This is a genomic window from Microvirga sp. P4_A5, from assembly GCF_056402495.1.
Genome location: NZ_JBFUHH010000108.1, coordinates 1 through 13,694, shown reverse-complemented (window position 1 = coordinate 13,694; position 13,694 = coordinate 1). Strand labels below are relative to the sequence as shown.

The 13,694-nt window shown below is 60.4% G+C and carries 14 protein-coding genes; 4 read left to right on the top strand and 10 right to left on the bottom strand.

The window, feature by feature from the left end:
- The 7 genes from AC1DVM_RS19880 to AC1DVM_RS19850 all read right to left on the bottom strand — a co-directional run.
- The coding region (locus tag AC1DVM_RS19880; protein WP_477257294.1) for a M81 family metallopeptidase at nucleotides 1-1,172 on the bottom strand (1,172 nt) is incomplete at its 3' end.
- A gap of 20 nt (nucleotides 1,173-1,192) precedes the next feature.
- The gene (locus AC1DVM_RS19875) at nucleotides 1,193-2,170 is read right to left on the bottom strand and encodes an ABC transporter ATP-binding protein (RefSeq protein ID WP_477257292.1); all 978 of its coding nucleotides are present in this window, start codon (nucleotides 2,168-2,170) and stop codon (nucleotides 1,193-1,195) included.
- Nucleotides 2,163-3,122, bottom strand: a complete 960-nt coding sequence (locus tag AC1DVM_RS19870; protein WP_477257291.1) for an ABC transporter ATP-binding protein — start codon at nucleotides 3,120-3,122, stop codon at nucleotides 2,163-2,165. The genes AC1DVM_RS19875 and AC1DVM_RS19870 overlap by 8 nt, the downstream gene beginning before the upstream one ends.
- A 1-nt stretch (nucleotide 3,123) precedes the next feature.
- The gene (locus tag AC1DVM_RS19865; RefSeq protein WP_477257289.1) at nucleotides 3,124-3,972 is read right to left on the bottom strand and encodes an ABC transporter permease; all 849 of its coding nucleotides are present in this window, start codon (nucleotides 3,970-3,972) and stop codon (nucleotides 3,124-3,126) included.
- The gene (locus AC1DVM_RS19860; protein WP_477257287.1) at nucleotides 3,972-4,898 is read right to left on the bottom strand and encodes an ABC transporter permease; all 927 of its coding nucleotides are present in this window, start codon (nucleotides 4,896-4,898) and stop codon (nucleotides 3,972-3,974) included. The genes AC1DVM_RS19865 and AC1DVM_RS19860 overlap by 1 nt, the downstream gene beginning before the upstream one ends.
- Before the next feature lie 37 nt (nucleotides 4,899-4,935).
- The gene (locus tag AC1DVM_RS19855) at nucleotides 4,936-6,399 is read right to left on the bottom strand and encodes an ABC transporter substrate-binding protein (RefSeq protein WP_477257285.1); all 1,464 of its coding nucleotides are present in this window, start codon (nucleotides 6,397-6,399) and stop codon (nucleotides 4,936-4,938) included.
- A gap of 171 nt (nucleotides 6,400-6,570) precedes the next feature.
- Nucleotides 6,571-7,449, bottom strand: coding sequence for a MurR/RpiR family transcriptional regulator (locus AC1DVM_RS19850; protein WP_477257283.1), 879 nt, complete (start codon nucleotides 7,447-7,449; stop codon nucleotides 6,571-6,573).
- 224 nt (nucleotides 7,450-7,673) lie between these two features.
- On the opposite strand from AC1DVM_RS19850, the gene AC1DVM_RS19845 reads away from it, so the two are divergent.
- A complete protein-coding gene (locus AC1DVM_RS19845; RefSeq protein ID WP_477257281.1) occupies nucleotides 7,674-8,795 on the top strand; it encodes an NAD(P)/FAD-dependent oxidoreductase in 1,122 nt (373 codons plus the stop codon).
- Between the two features lie 62 nt (nucleotides 8,796-8,857).
- Here AC1DVM_RS19845 and AC1DVM_RS19840 read toward each other — a convergent pair whose 3' ends face one another.
- Both AC1DVM_RS19840 and AC1DVM_RS19835 read right to left on the bottom strand, forming a co-directional pair.
- Entirely contained in the window at nucleotides 8,858-9,118 is a 261-nt protein-coding gene (locus AC1DVM_RS19840) for a hypothetical protein (RefSeq protein WP_477257279.1), read from the bottom strand.
- An 85-nt stretch (nucleotides 9,119-9,203) separates the two neighbouring features.
- Nucleotides 9,204-9,503 (bottom strand): hypothetical protein, encoded by a 300-nt coding sequence (locus tag AC1DVM_RS19835; RefSeq protein WP_477257297.1) that lies wholly within the window; start codon nucleotides 9,501-9,503, stop codon nucleotides 9,204-9,206.
- 673 nt (nucleotides 9,504-10,176) lie between these two features.
- On the opposite strand from AC1DVM_RS19835, the gene AC1DVM_RS19830 reads away from it, so the two are divergent.
- Nucleotides 10,177-10,530, top strand: coding sequence for an SAM-dependent methyltransferase (locus AC1DVM_RS19830; protein ID WP_477257296.1), 354 nt, complete (start codon nucleotides 10,177-10,179; stop codon nucleotides 10,528-10,530).
- Between the two features lie 255 nt (nucleotides 10,531-10,785).
- Here the strand turns inward: AC1DVM_RS19830 and AC1DVM_RS19825 are convergent, their stop codons facing one another.
- Nucleotides 10,786-12,585: a metallophosphoesterase family protein gene (locus AC1DVM_RS19825; RefSeq protein WP_477257277.1), complete on the bottom strand. Its 1,800-nt coding sequence runs from the start codon at nucleotides 12,583-12,585 to the stop codon at nucleotides 10,786-10,788.
- A 398-nt stretch (nucleotides 12,586-12,983) separates the two neighbouring features.
- Between AC1DVM_RS19825 and AC1DVM_RS19820 the strand changes: the two genes are divergently transcribed.
- Both AC1DVM_RS19820 and AC1DVM_RS19815 read left to right on the top strand, forming a co-directional pair.
- Entirely contained in the window at nucleotides 12,984-13,496 is a 513-nt protein-coding gene (locus AC1DVM_RS19820) for a Na+/H+ antiporter subunit E (RefSeq protein ID WP_477257275.1), read from the top strand.
- A partial coding sequence (locus AC1DVM_RS19815; protein ID WP_477257273.1) for a monovalent cation/H+ antiporter complex subunit F occupies nucleotides 13,489-13,694 on the top strand: 206 nt, incomplete at its 3' end. The genes AC1DVM_RS19820 and AC1DVM_RS19815, both read left to right, overlap by 8 nt.

Here is a 13,694-nt window from a genome sequence, read left to right as displayed (position 1 = left end):
CCTACATACGAGCCGTCACTTAGCAGCAGCAACGTCCCGGCCAAATCGAGAGGCTCGCCGCCGAAGCGGGGATCCGTCTTTCCGCCGAGTCGGACCGAGACGGCGTCTCCTGCTTTTCTCCGATGAAGGTCGGCGGCCGTCTCACTGTCGACCATCGGACCGAAACACGCATCGGCAACCGATGCATCAAGCAAGGCCCGCAACAGTTCTGTCGAATCTCCATAACCGCCGCCGCCGGGGTTGTCGGCGTAGTCCGCGACGACGATCGGACCTTTGGTCTTCCGGTATGCCTTGCAGATAGATGCTGCTTCATCGACCGAATGGTAGGTGTTGAGACTCTCGAAACGCCTATCCCAGATGTCGTCGGCAATGCTGTCAGCGAAACGACGGTGGCGATCCATATCGCCTTGTGCGGTCACGAGCACAGTCGGCCCCACCTCCGCAATGTCGGCATTGCCGAATGCTCCATTGACGCTGACGGCGAACACATCCGGATCCGCCTCGTAGGCGCGCGCTCTGGCGATTCGCTCGATCATGGGCCCGATGTCGGTACGCCCGCCATTGATCTCCTCCAACATCGGACGATGGACGCGAAGGGTCTTCGGTTTGATCTCTCCGATCATTGTTCGCCGCAGGATCTCGGCAGCTTGGCGTGCGCAGTCACGCATGTCCACATGCGGATAAGTCTTGTACGCGACAATGATGTCTGCAAGCTCGCACATCTGATGCGTTACGTTCGCGTGCGGATCAAGCGTGATGCCGATCGGAATATCGGGACCGACCACCGAACGCAGACGTGCGAGCAGTTCGCCCTCGCCGTCCTGGCAGAAGTCGGTCACCATAGCACCGTGCAGGCTGAGGAGAATACCGTCGAGCTGATCCCTATGGATCCGGGCGGCGTCGACGATGACGTCGCCCACGCGATCGAATGCCTCGCGCGTCACAGGCCCGGCTGGCTGCGCTGCGGTGCTGATTGTATGGATCGTTTTCCAGTCGTGGGTCCGCGCCACATCGAGAAAGCCTGCTATGCCGGTGTTGGAATTGCCCCGCTCCACGACCGCTTCGTCGCCGAGATACCAGTAGCGCTCGCGAAAGGCGGCATGGTCCGTGGGACGAGTGCTGAAAGTGTTGGTCTCGTGAGAGAACTCACCGGTGAGAACCGTGAAAGACATGGGGAATCTCCAATGGATCGTTAGTCGATGGGATGATGGCAGGCGATGGCGTGGCCGCCGCTGTCCTGCGACAATTCAGGTCGCTCCATGCGGCAGAGGTCGGAGGCACGCTCGCAGCGTGTCGCGAAAGCACACCCTGCAGGGAGATTGAAGGCGCTGGGGATCTCGCCATTGAGCTTGGTCACAACTCGCCGAAGGTTGGGATCCGGCTCGAAAGTGCTGTCGAGAAGGGCTCGCGTGTAAGGATGTCGCGGCTGGGAATCTGTCCTCGGAAGGATCTCGACAATGCGTCCCAGATACATCACGACGATGCGGTCACAGAAATAGCGGACCAACCCGAGATCGTGGGAGATGAACAGGTACGTCAGCCCGAGGTCTCCGCGCAATCGCTCCAGGAGCGCGATGATCTGCGCCTGGATCGAAACGTCGAGAGAAGCGGTGGGCTCATCCAGTACCAGGAACGACGGACTGAGCGCCAGCGCGCGTGCGATGCCGACACGCTGCTTCTGGCCGCCCGAGAGCTGATGCGGATAATTGTCCGCCATGGTGAGGCTAAGGCTGACGATGTCCAGCAAGTGCTCGACTTTCGTTCGTGCCTCCACGGCGTCGAGACGGACACCCTGAATGCGAAAGGGCTCGAGCAGCGCCTCGCGGATTGTGTAGCGCGGGTCGATGGCGGAATAGGGGTCCTGGAACACCATTTGCATGCGCCGACGCAGTTTTCGAAGCTGGCTGCCGTTGAGTGACGCGAGGTCAATTCCCTCGAACTTGACGGAGCCCTCGCTGGCATCGATGAGGCGCAGCACGAGTCGAGCCAAGGTCGACTTGCCGCAGCCGGACTCGCCGACCACACCGGTGACATTGCCACGCGGAATATCGAGCGAAACGTCGCTGACGGCGCGAAGCAGGCGAGAGGAAGAGAAGTATCCACCTCGACTTCCGAATTCACGGCTCAATCCACGGATAGACACGAGCGGTTGGGGTGCGGATTCAGTCACCGAGCGCCTCGCTGAAATGGCAAGCGACCGCAGATGCGCCGCAGACCTTCAAATCAGGCCGCCGGTCGGCACAGACAGTCTGGGCGAGATCGCAGCGTGGGTTGAACCTGCACCCGGTCGGATAGTTGAGAACACTCGGCACGTTGCCTCTTATTCCCTTCAGGCTGCCTCGCGCCTGACCAGTCCGGGAAATGCAGCCGATCAGGTCCCGCGTATAGGGATGCCGGGGTGCGGCGAAAATGGGACCAACGTGGTTGCTCTCGGCCACACGCCCGGCATAAAGCACCACTACCCGATCGCAGGCTTGTGCGACGACGCTCATGTCATGAGTGATCAAAATCAGCGCGAGCCCCCGCTCACGGACGAGATCGACCATGATCTGGATGATCTGCGCCTGGATAGTGACATCGAGCGCCGTCGTCGGTTCGTCCGCGATGATAAGATCTGGATCGGCAGCGAGCGCCATCGCAATGACGATGCGCTGCTTCATGCCACCTGACAGCTGGTGGGGGTATTGTGCGTGCACCGTCGCGGCCTCGGGGATCCGTAGCTGTTGCATCAGCTCTATGCTGTGCGTCCTCGCCTGCGAGCTGGAGAACCCGAGATACATGCAGGAGACCTGATCGACCTGCTCGCCGACGCGCCGGATGGGGTCAAGAGAGGTCATTGGATTTTGCGTGATCAGTGCAATACGCCGTCCCCGCAGGCGCCGATACTCGCTCTCCCCGAGGCTGGTGAGATCGATACCGTCAAAGTGCAGCGTGCCGCCGGTCACCCGCCCGCCAATGAGCGGCAGAAGGCCCATAACCGCCATGGCCGTAAGGGATTTTCCCGATCCGGATTCACCCACTACGCCCAGGATTTCACCTTTGTCCAAATCGAAAGAAATGCCGTCCAGCGGGCTAAGGCGGCTGATGGAGATCGTGAGGTCACGGACAGTCAGCAACGCCATGTCAGCTGTCCCTCAGCTGCGCCCGGATATCCAGCGCCTCGATCACCTCGTCGCCGAAAAGATTGATGGCGATGACCGTCAGGGCAATCACCAGGCCGGGAAAGATGATGATCCAAGGAGCAATGAAGATCGTAGCCGTTCCGCTGCTCATCATCGCTCCCCAGCTGGGCGTAGGGGGCTGCGCGCCCAGACCGAAGAAGCCGAGGGTTGCCTCAAGAATGATCGCGTCTCCCGTCGCGAGCATGGCGGCAACGAGGATGGGTGTTAAGGCGTTGGGAATGAGGTGGCGGAAGAGCACATGCGCATGGGTCGCCCCTAGATTGATGGTGGCTTCGACATAGGTTTCGGTCTTCAAGGCCATGATCTGCGAGCGCGTCAAGCGCGTGAACTGGGCGAGATACGCTATACTGATGGCAATCGCGGTGCTGTGAAGCCCTGGACCGATGATGGCAATAAAAATGAGCGCGATGAGAATTTCTGGAAACGACCACGTGAGGTCAACCACCGCGGTAACCCCGCGATCGAACGCGCCACCGAAATAACCGGCGGCGGCACCGAGGCTCGTTCCGACAAGCACCGACATGCCAATGGACACGACGCCGACCGTGAGCGAGGTACGCGCGCCGAAGATGATACGTGAGAGAAGGTCGCGGCCGAACTCATCGGTGCCGAGCCAATGGATCCAGGATGGCTCCTGGTTCGCAGACGACAGGTTCTGGATGTCGTATGCGTAAGGGGCGATCCAGGGGGCCAGCAAAGCGCAGAGAATAATGATCATCAGAAAAGTGGCGGAGATCGCGCCTTGAACCGTGCGAAGGACCTTCACGAGCATCTTGGCGTTTCTCGTCATCAGGTGGCCCTCTCGCGGACTCGCGGGTCGATAGCCGCTTGCAGGATGTCGCCGAGAAGTGTCCCAAGCATGACGGCGATCGCCAGCATCAGAAGGCAGCCTTGAACCACCGGATAGTCACGCTGGTTGAGTGAGGTGATGAGCAACGAGCCAAGCCCGGGCCGCGCGAAAACGAACTCGACAGTGACGGCGCCGCCGAGAATCCACCCAATGCGGAGACTGAGAATCGTCAGAACCGGCAGCAGTGCGTGACGCAGGACATGGCGCACTTGAATATGCGCGCGGGAAACGCCTTTGGCATGCAGCATCAGAACGAAATCACGGCGGCTGATGTCGATCATTGCCGCGCGTGTCACGCGGGCAACGAGCGCGACCCCACCGAGCCCGATGGTCAGAGCCGGGAGGACCAGCGCGCTGGCGCTCCTCGCTCCAGAGACGGGGAACCAGCCGAGTTGCACCGCGAAGAGCAGAATCATCAGTAACCCGAGCCAGAAACTGGGAACGGTGGATCCCAACAGGATGATCAGCATGACAAATCGATCGAGCCAGCTGTTCTTGAAAACAGCTGCGACTGCGCCAGTACCGATGCCCACGAGCGTCGAGAAGGCGAGCGCGAGACCCCCCAGCGCGAGACTGTAGGGCAAGTTTTGAGCTATGAGGTCCGCCACAGGTCGGCGCAGGATGATGGCGTCGCCGAGATTGCCCGATAGAGTGTTTTGCAACCAGATCACATATTGGGTGAGGATTGGCCTATCGAGTCCGTATTTGGCGCTGAGCGCGGCCTGCTGCTCCGGCGATGAGCCCACTTGCATGAGATGCTCGAGCGGGTCGCCTGGAACGAGGTGGATGATCATGAAAATGATCAGCGACACGGCGAGGAATACCGGGATGAGCAACAACAGTCGCTTGATGATGAAGGTGAACATCCCGGTGCTCTTTGTGGTCGTCCGCTGTTGATAGAGCTTATTTTTTCACGTCGATATCGACGACAACATGGCTTTGGAAGCGGCCGCGAACCTTGTCCGGAAAGACAAGTTTCGTGTCGTTGTAGGCAAGGTTTGCGACGGGCTGATAGATGGGCGCGAATGGAAACTGGGACAGCACGTATTCATGATAGGTCTTGAAATTGGCAACGCGCTCATCCCATGTGCGCGACTTGGTCATCGCAATGTCGTTGAGCTCTTCGGCCTTGGGGTCGTTCAGCATCGAGACATTCGGATAACCGAGACGCTTCCCGCTGAAGAACCAATCGATGATATCCGCATTCGCCCATGAGTAGGTGCGCACGGCCAATTGGTGTTCGGTTTTCTTCTTGTACTGAGCATTGATCGTGCTCGCATCGAATACGGTGATGTCGGCTTGCATGCCGATCGCCTTCAGCTGCGCCTGAACGACCTCGGTCACGCGTTTGAATTCCGTGCCATTTTGCGTCCACAGCTTCACTTGGAGAGGCTTCCCTCCCTTTGCGCGGATGCCGCCGGAACCCATCGTCCAACCGGCCTTGTCGAGCAGCGCCTTAGCCTTTTCCGGGTCATAACTGATGGTAAATTTCGGATCGACTTTGGATTCCAGTAACGAACTGATCAGGAACGTATTCGCGGGCGAACCGACCCCGCCAAAGAGACTGGCGGTGATCTCCTTCTGGTTCACGGCCAAAGCAGCGGCCTGCCGGACATTGATGTCCGTGAACGGCTCTACCGAAGTGTTAATCGGCATGTAGATGATTTCGGTTCCGGGCAGCGTAATGACCTTAACGGCTTTCTGGCCCTGGAGGCGCGGCAGGAAGTCGGTCGGAACCTTGAGGAGAAGATCGACACCGCCAGTCTGCAATTCCAGGAAGGCTGTCGAGTCCTCGGCAATCTCACGAATCTCGAGGTTTTTGATCTTGGCAGGCCCCTTGTTGGTCGACAGATCGGACGCCCATTTATAGTCGTCGTTGCGAACGAGCATCGTCTGCTGGCCCACGGTGAATTTCTCGAGCTTGAATGGTCCGGTTCCCACGGCTTCTGTCACGCCGAATTTATCGCCGAGCCTGTCGTAGGCTTTCGGCTCCGGCACACTCATGAACGTGCTTGCAAGATTGAATAGCATGTTCGGGTCCGGCGTCTTCATGACAAATCGCACCGTCAGATCGTCGATTACCTCGACCTTCGCGATCGAGTCGATCATGAAGGAGTTTTCTGTTCCCTTGAATTTGGGAATCCACCATTCGATCGTTTTGGCGTTGAATGGCTCACCGTTGTGGAACTTGACGTCAGGGCGCAACTTGAACGTCCACTGCATGCCGTCCGGCGTGGACTCCCAGGAAGAGGCGAGAATACCGTGGTAGCTCTGGTCGGTATCCTGAACGACAAGCCGATCGAAGATAAGCGAAACGGCCTCGTTGAGTCTGGTCCCCTTGATGGGATCGTAGCTCGGCGCTCCCACGTCGCGCGCGGTGAGAACGAACACGGCATCTTGGGCGAAAGCAGCGCCGGGCAGGGCTATGAGGCCTGCGCTGAGGAGCGCTGATCCGGATAACAGAACGGCTTTGGCTAGAATTTTCATGATCTGCAGTTCCCTTTGGTTTTCTCTGGATCGAGTCGTGTTCTTGCGTCTTCAGTCTTCCGGTCCCGACGAGTCGGCGACGTATCYCGTGAACCGGCTATAGAGCGTCGAAATTTTGTTCATTCGTTCCTCGACACTCGGTCCGATTTCGATGAACACCCCGTTCATCAGCAAATTGGTCAAGCTTGCCATCTGTGCGGTCGAGTCCCAAAAAAGATTGAACTCGGTGGGCACCACCAGCATGTCGTCGACAAGGTCGCGGCCCCAATCGCAGAACGCGTCGGTGATGAGGGTCGTGGGGATGCGGCTGTTACTCGCTTCCTTTGCCAGCAGGCGCGCCATTCGCGAATAGCGCCGCGCTTCGAAGAGCACGAGGCATGCCTCGTTACAGTCGGTCAGCAGAAGCTCGGAAAAGTTCCCGCCCGCAAGGTCCATGAGGTGTACCCGGTCGCGGAGATATTGCAGTTGATTGGCAAAGAACTGCGCCATACCGCGTTCGGTCTGAAAGCCCGCGACGTACACCGCTTTGCTGTTTACAAGGCGCGTGACGGTTCGCTTCCATTCATCGGTGTGAGCCAGTTCGTAGACGGCGACAAGCCCTGCCATCTCGAGTTGAAGGCTCTGGCCGAGCTGATCTTCGCCTTCCAGTGTGCGCTGTTGAAATTCCCGCAACCGATCACTGATCAGCCACGGCCTATCGCCAATGTCCTGTCTGAGTTGTTCCTTCAGGTGTTTGAAACTTTTGTATCCAAGCGATCGGCAAAAACGCCCAACTGTGGGTTCGCTCACGGCGACCCTCTCCGCAAGGGTGGCTGCCGTTTCAAAAGGGATGCTGCTCAGCTTTGCCAGCATATAGCTCGCGAGCGCCCGGTCCGCTTTGGAGCCCTCGGTCGTGCAAGCCGTTAGCCGTTGACGAACCGTTTTTACCACCTGCACCTCATCCAATCACCAGAAGGAGGCAATATTTCTGTCAGTGCGTCAATTGATTTTATTTTTCTTGCAAATCGATGGGCGGTGATGTCAAGAATTGGACCGCGCTGCGCGGCTGCGTGTTCCGAGCCGTCTTGGTTGGGCGAGAGTGCGGGCGCGCAGCAACAGCCGAAATCACGGTCTGAGGCCTGCTGTCCTCGTCCGCGGCTCTAGAGTGGTTCACGATGCAATTCGATTTTCTGATCATCGGTGCARGCATGTCGGGTGCCTCCGCTGCATTCGAATTGGCGGCGAGCGGCTCAGTCGCGCTGATCGAGGCGGAGAAGACTCCAGGTTATCACAGCACTGGCCGGTCCGCGGCGCTCTACACGCGCAACTACGGGGTGCCGATCGTCCAGCGGATCAACGCGGCGAGCCATGACTTCTTCATGACCCCGCCTCCCGGCTTCACGGAATATCCTCTGCTGACACCGAGAGGATCGCTGACGGTCGCCGCGCCTGGGGACGAGGAGCGGCTAGCCGCTACTCTTGCGCTGTCGTCACCGGGCAACGAGATCGCGCTGATCTCGGCGGCGCAAGCTTTGTCACTCGCGCCGGTACTGCGTCCTGAAGGGGTCGGGGCGGCGGCTCTTGAGCGCGGCGTGATGGACATGGACGTCGCAGCATTGCATCAGGGCTACCTTCGCGGTCTAAGGCGGCGGGGCGGGATGATCGCCTGTGGCAGCCGCATCGACAGCCTCGAGCGACGCGGAGGAATGTGGATCCTCACCGCGGGCGATACGACTTTTTCCGGGCGGATCGTTGTCAACGCTGCCGGGGCATGGGCCGATGGAATCGGCGCGATGGCCGGAGCCACCCGCCTCAATCTCGTTCCCAAGCGTCGCACGGCGATTCTCATCGATCCGCCATCGGGACTAGAACTCAGCACAATGCCAGCCGTCGAATTCATCGATGGCGAGGCTTATTTCAAACCAGATGCCGGCAAGATCATGGTTTCGCCCGGCGATCAGACACCGGCGGTCCCCCACGATGTACAGCCTGAGGAATGGGATGTGGCCGTCGTGGTCGAATGGCTCGAAAGCCGAACGACGCTCGCCGTCCATCGCATATCCCATAGCTGGGCGGGGCTACGATCCTTCGTCGACGATGAGGTCCCGGTGCTCGGATTCGATGGACGGGTGGATGACTTCTTCTGGCTGGCCGGGCAGGGTGGTTTCGGCATCATGATGGCTCCGGCGCTCAGCAAAGCAGCGCACAGCTTGATCGTAGGCGGCACGCTGCCTCTCGAACTGCGGAGCAAAGACATACAGGAGCGTGACCTGTCACCCGCCCGCCTCAGCGAGTAAGCTTTGGCTCGTTATCAAAGACCCGCGGTCGGTGGAGATAGGCTTGGCGAGTCTCGGTGGTTTCAGGTCCCCGCAACCATCTTTAATCGTCGAACGGCAAAAGCCGGATCCGAAAGGGTCCGGCTTTTTGCATGTCCACCACACAACGCCAGAATGCCGGCAAACTCGCCGCGCAGCTCGACCTTCAACGCGCCATTCTCCGGCACCAGCCGGATCACCTCGATCAGGCCGCGGATCAGGTCGAACGCCTGGTCCTTCGTCGCGGGGTCTTCGAGAAGCTGGCCGAGATCCGAAACCTTCGGGCGCGCCTTCGCCCATATCAAGCGAGGTTGGGGTGGAACAGCGGCTGGGCGCTGGCGGGCACTTTCAACTCAGCTTCGAGCTCGACCTTGCGCGCCTCCAGGGCTYTCAGCTCGCCCTTGAGCGAGCGTAGGGCGTCCTCGCTCCCGACAGAAGGTCGAGGATGCGTCGGATGCGATTGCCGGTCCGGACGAGCTCTTGCTCGACCGAGGCTCTCGCGGCCCGCTCACCGATCCGGCTGCGATTGATCTCCGCGTGGAACTTCTCCGCAAAAATTTTGAACAGCGCCGAGTCCATGAGCCCGTTCCTGATACCGTCGATGACGATCGCCTCAAACGTCTCGCGCCGGATGGTCAGAATGTCGGTGCAGATGGCCGCGCCCTTGTTGCGGAGCCGCTGCGCACCCAAAGCGGTGCTGGCCGACCTTCACGTAAGTAGCCCCGCATGCCCCGCACCGGATCAGCCCCGAGAGCAGCAATTTGAGCCTGGTCTGCTACGGCTTTTGAGCTGAGCGAGCGTCGGGCCGCGTGTCCTGCGCCATCGTTGCCTGGCGATCGTTTGCCGCCTGCCACAGCGTTGATGATCATGAGTTCCGGCACCTCGTGGACGACAAAAGCCTCGTCAGCATTCGGTCGGGACCGCCGCACCCTCGCGAGCGATCCGCTCCTGGCAGATGGCGATCTCGTCCTCGGCCGAGGACGCTGATTGCAGGTCCGACGATTAGCGGGGTAGACGCGGGGCGCATTGCGACTCCTCAGCGGTCTCTTGAGCGGGAGGACGGAAACGTGCAGTGGCCGTTGTTGCGCTAGGCGCGCTGCGCCTACAGAGACGTGGCCTTTTGATCGTAACGCTCCGTTGTGGACAGGCTGGCATGGCCGAGGATGGCGCCGTTCCGGGCTATCCTCAAGGACCGCTAATGGCACATCGACGCGGCGCTCGGTAACAGAAGCCACTAGGGTTGAGTAGTCAGCTTTCGTTCCGCTCCTGGCGGGCTATGCCTAGCGGCTCCTGTCGCATGAAACCATTGAAGGGGCTACACTACGGCTTTGTCCTGAGCTTCAGGAGCGATCCCGTGAGCGAAATGGCGATGACGTCGACGGGCCACGCGTTGAGCGATGCACTGTGGTTGGATGCGCACTTGGAATCCGCCCGGGCCGAGTATGAGGACGCGCTTCGCTTCGTGGGAATCCTGCCGGGCTGGACGGTGCTCGACGCGGGCTGCGGCCCGGGCGGTTACGTCCCGCTCATTTGCGAACACGTCGGACCCACGGGTGGGGTTGCTGCGCTTGATCTGGCGCCCGAGAACGTCGCCCATGTGGAGCGCTTGGTTCGGGAGGGAAACTGTGCAGCCCCCATGGAAACTGGCGTCGGCAGCGTGCTGGACCTGCCCTTGCTGAAGAGAGCATCGAAGAGCTGCGTGGGCTCGGTATCCTAGTCCTGGACGCGTTGCATTGACGCCTCAGCCTACCCACTTCTCTGCCAGTGACCCGCTGGCGCTCCTCGACCACCTGAAACCGAAACGCGCAATCCTTATGAACCTGAATACTGACCTGGATTAAGAAGAATTGCGGGCGCAATTGCTGACAACGTCAAGCCGACATTCGACGGCATGATACTCACGCTGGAATCTGATTGAGCACGAGCTGCGATCGAACGGCGTCGCGATCCTGTGTGCGATCCGCTGCTTTCCTCAAGCAAGCGAGATTCCATCGGGACCCGGCGCACCCTCGATGTCGATCCGCACCGGCTCGAGCAGTCTGAGCCGGTTATCATCGCTCCTGGCGAGGATGTGGATGTAGAAATAGGTGTCGCCGCTATCGGTCGCCTCCATGACCGGAGACGGCGCGGAAACGATTAGAAGCTTGCCGCATTCGCCGATCCAGTCCACATGGCGATGGCCATGCATGATGATCGTGCGATCGGCGAGGCGCTGCATTTTGCGGACGAACCAACTGCCATTGATGAGGGCCGTTCCGATCCGCTCGGAAAGCGCCGTAGCGGGATTTGGATATTCGACCAGATGGTGGTGAAGCGCCAGAATCCAGCAGGCTTGGGGGAAGTGGCCAGCCGCGACTTCGATGGCGTGCGCCTGCTCCGCCGACATGATGCCGAGCGCATTCGTAAAGGAGAAATGCGTCTCTGCATTGGAGTTCAGCAGAATGATCCCGAGCCCGTCGGCGCGCGCGGGCGGCAGGATCATCGGAAATATGCCAGCCCACAGATCGCCCAAAGCCCTCGATAAGCGAGCCGATCCATTGTCTGCGAAGCCGCGCATTTCTTCTACATGCGATTTCAGGGCATCGTCGAGAAGATCGCGAAGCTGCCCCGTGCGAGGATCAACGACCTTGACCTTTGCACCCTGCAGCGCAGCAAGGGCCGAGAGTGTCCGAAGCTGCCGCAACCGCTTCTTGGGACTGAACGGCAGATCAAGCCTCGCCGGGTTCGCTCGATCGACGACGTTGACATCGTGATTGCCCGGAAGGGCGACCACGAGATCGGCCAACAAGGGGTGCCCTGCCAGCATATCGAAGAACTCCGCCCATTCCGCCGAACGGCCGGCGTCGGTCAGGTCTCCGGTAATCAGTATGGCGTCGAGGGGACAATCCGCATGGATTTCTTCCAGCCGGGACAGGACGCGGCGCACCTTCTCGTTTCCGCAAGGACCTGACCGCCCGCTCTCGATGCGAAAGCCGTAGCGTTCCCCGACCACATGAAGATCCGACAGGTGCGCCACGCGCCACGTTCGATCTTCTCGCGACGGGACGTGGAATGCGTCGAGGTCGCGCGGTTGCGGCATCGTTGCGTCGGCGACGCCCCAGAACAACCCAGCCGCTGCGAAGTAGCCGGCAACGATCGCAACGGCGTTCGCCGCCGCCGAGAGCGCGAGCCGGGACGGCGCAGCCAAATCCGCCGGGATGCCGAGCCACTGTGTCGCTGGCCACACAAGTGCAATGATCGAAAGTCCGATCAGGCAGATCGCAAATCCGGCAGCGGCCGCAAGAAAGGCGYGCACAGAGGCGCGCCGGCTTTGGGTGGTATTGGTCGGAAGCATCCTTTCAACGAGGTGCCGCAGGCTCTCGCGACACAATGCATAGCCCGGCTGGACGGCAAGCGCGTTCAGTGACCAGAAACTGCTTTCTGCAACTCGCCAGAGCGGCCTGCTCCCATACCATCCGAGGAGCGCGAGAAGCACCAGCACCACGGCGGGCCATATGCCGGTGACGATGCCCGAAACCCTGGACGAGACGCTGCCGATCCAGATGGAGGCCAGCAGCGGCGCCGCGCCGAGAACGAGGCCGGGGATCGCAATGAGAAAAGTCCAAGAAACAGCCAGCTTCGGAAGGCTGACTTCCGCCAGCAGGCTGCCCGCCAGGGCCAGCATCGAGCGTCGTTTCGTGCTGGATCCATCATCCTCCGCGTCGCCGAGCCGCGGATCGATAATCGGCCCGGCGGAGCCCTTCGGGAGCTGATTTTCTTTCGAGGGAAGCAACAGCCCTCCTGGGTCAAGCGTCCGGTCATGCGCTGCGCGAGGTTCACGCAAACCTAGGCCCAAGGGGTAGGAGCTGCAAGCTCGCCTCCAGGTTCAAACGGCGAGAATAAAGGCCGATTGGAGATCGCATGCAATGTCGATCGGGCGATCTGATACGACGACTGGTTAGAATGGGACGCCGGGCATAGAGATGGGACGAAAGGCTAATGGCCTCGTCCAGGGCAACTGTTATTTCAGGATTCGACAAGCACGATGGGCCAATGCGCGGCGTTGCTCAAAGAGCAAGTATTGAAGTGCGCTCTTAAGTTTATCAAAGGCGATATGACTTATCGTTTGTGCGCGCATCGACACGCTCAAGACTCCATTCGCCCTCAACGCCTTTCAGACGAGGGCCTGAGATGACCACTTTGACCGGCCCGAGCGGACGACCTTCAGTCGGGAGCCTCACTATCCGAGGCGCCGGGTTTTTGGCGCTCTGGGCGATCCTCATTGGCACAGCCCCAAAGGACTTGATGGCGGGCGTGGCCGCGGCCGGAGCCGCCGCGTGGGCGAGCATTGCTCTGTGGCCGTTGGACGCCAGCTTGTCCGGTTTCGGCCTCATCCGATTCATCATGCGCTTCCTTCCCCAATCTGTTCTCGCCGGGGTGGAGGTGGCGCGGCAGGCCTTCGCAGTATCGCCGATCCTCGACGAGGGATTTGTGCCTTACCGCCCTGCGCTGCCCATGGGCATGGCGCATGGAGCGCTCCGTGCGGTGATGAGCCTACAACCCGGCAAACTCCCGATCGCGGCCGACGCGGACGGAACGCTCTCGATCCACTGCCTCGACGTGAACCGTCCGGTAGCAAAAGAGCTGTCCGCTGACGAGCTGGCATTTCTCAGGATCCTGCGCGACGAGGAAAGCCATGGCTGATTACCTCACGGGAGTGGCGCTTTTCATCCTGGCTGTGACGGCAATGGGTCTCTTCCGGGTGCTGCGCTCCCGGGTCGGAGCTGAACGCATGATGGCCGTCCAGCTTCTCGGCACGGCCGGCGCGGCCGCTGCCCTCCTTCTAAGCGCGGCATCGGAAGCGCCGCCGATGGTGGATGCCGCGCTCGTTCTGGTCCTGCT

Excerpts from the sequence above, each read along its gene's own strand:
- AC1DVM_RS19870 (WP_477257291.1), bottom strand. The coding sequence starts at position 3,122 with ATGGCGTTGCTGACTGTCCGTGACCTCACGATCTCCATCAGCCGCCTT.
- AC1DVM_RS19865 (WP_477257289.1), bottom strand. The coding sequence starts at position 3,972 with ATGACGAGAAACGCCAAGATGCTCGTGAAGGTCCTTCGCACGGTTCAA.
- AC1DVM_RS19860 (WP_477257287.1), bottom strand. The coding sequence starts at position 4,898 with ATGTTCACCTTCATCATCAAGCGACTGTTGTTGCTCATCCCGGTATTC.
- AC1DVM_RS19830 (WP_477257296.1), top strand. The coding sequence starts at position 10,177 with ATGGCGATGACGTCGACGGGCCACGCGTTGAGCGATGCACTGTGGTTG.
- AC1DVM_RS19820 (WP_477257275.1), top strand. The coding sequence starts at position 12,984 with ATGACCACTTTGACCGGCCCGAGCGGACGACCTTCAGTCGGGAGCCTC.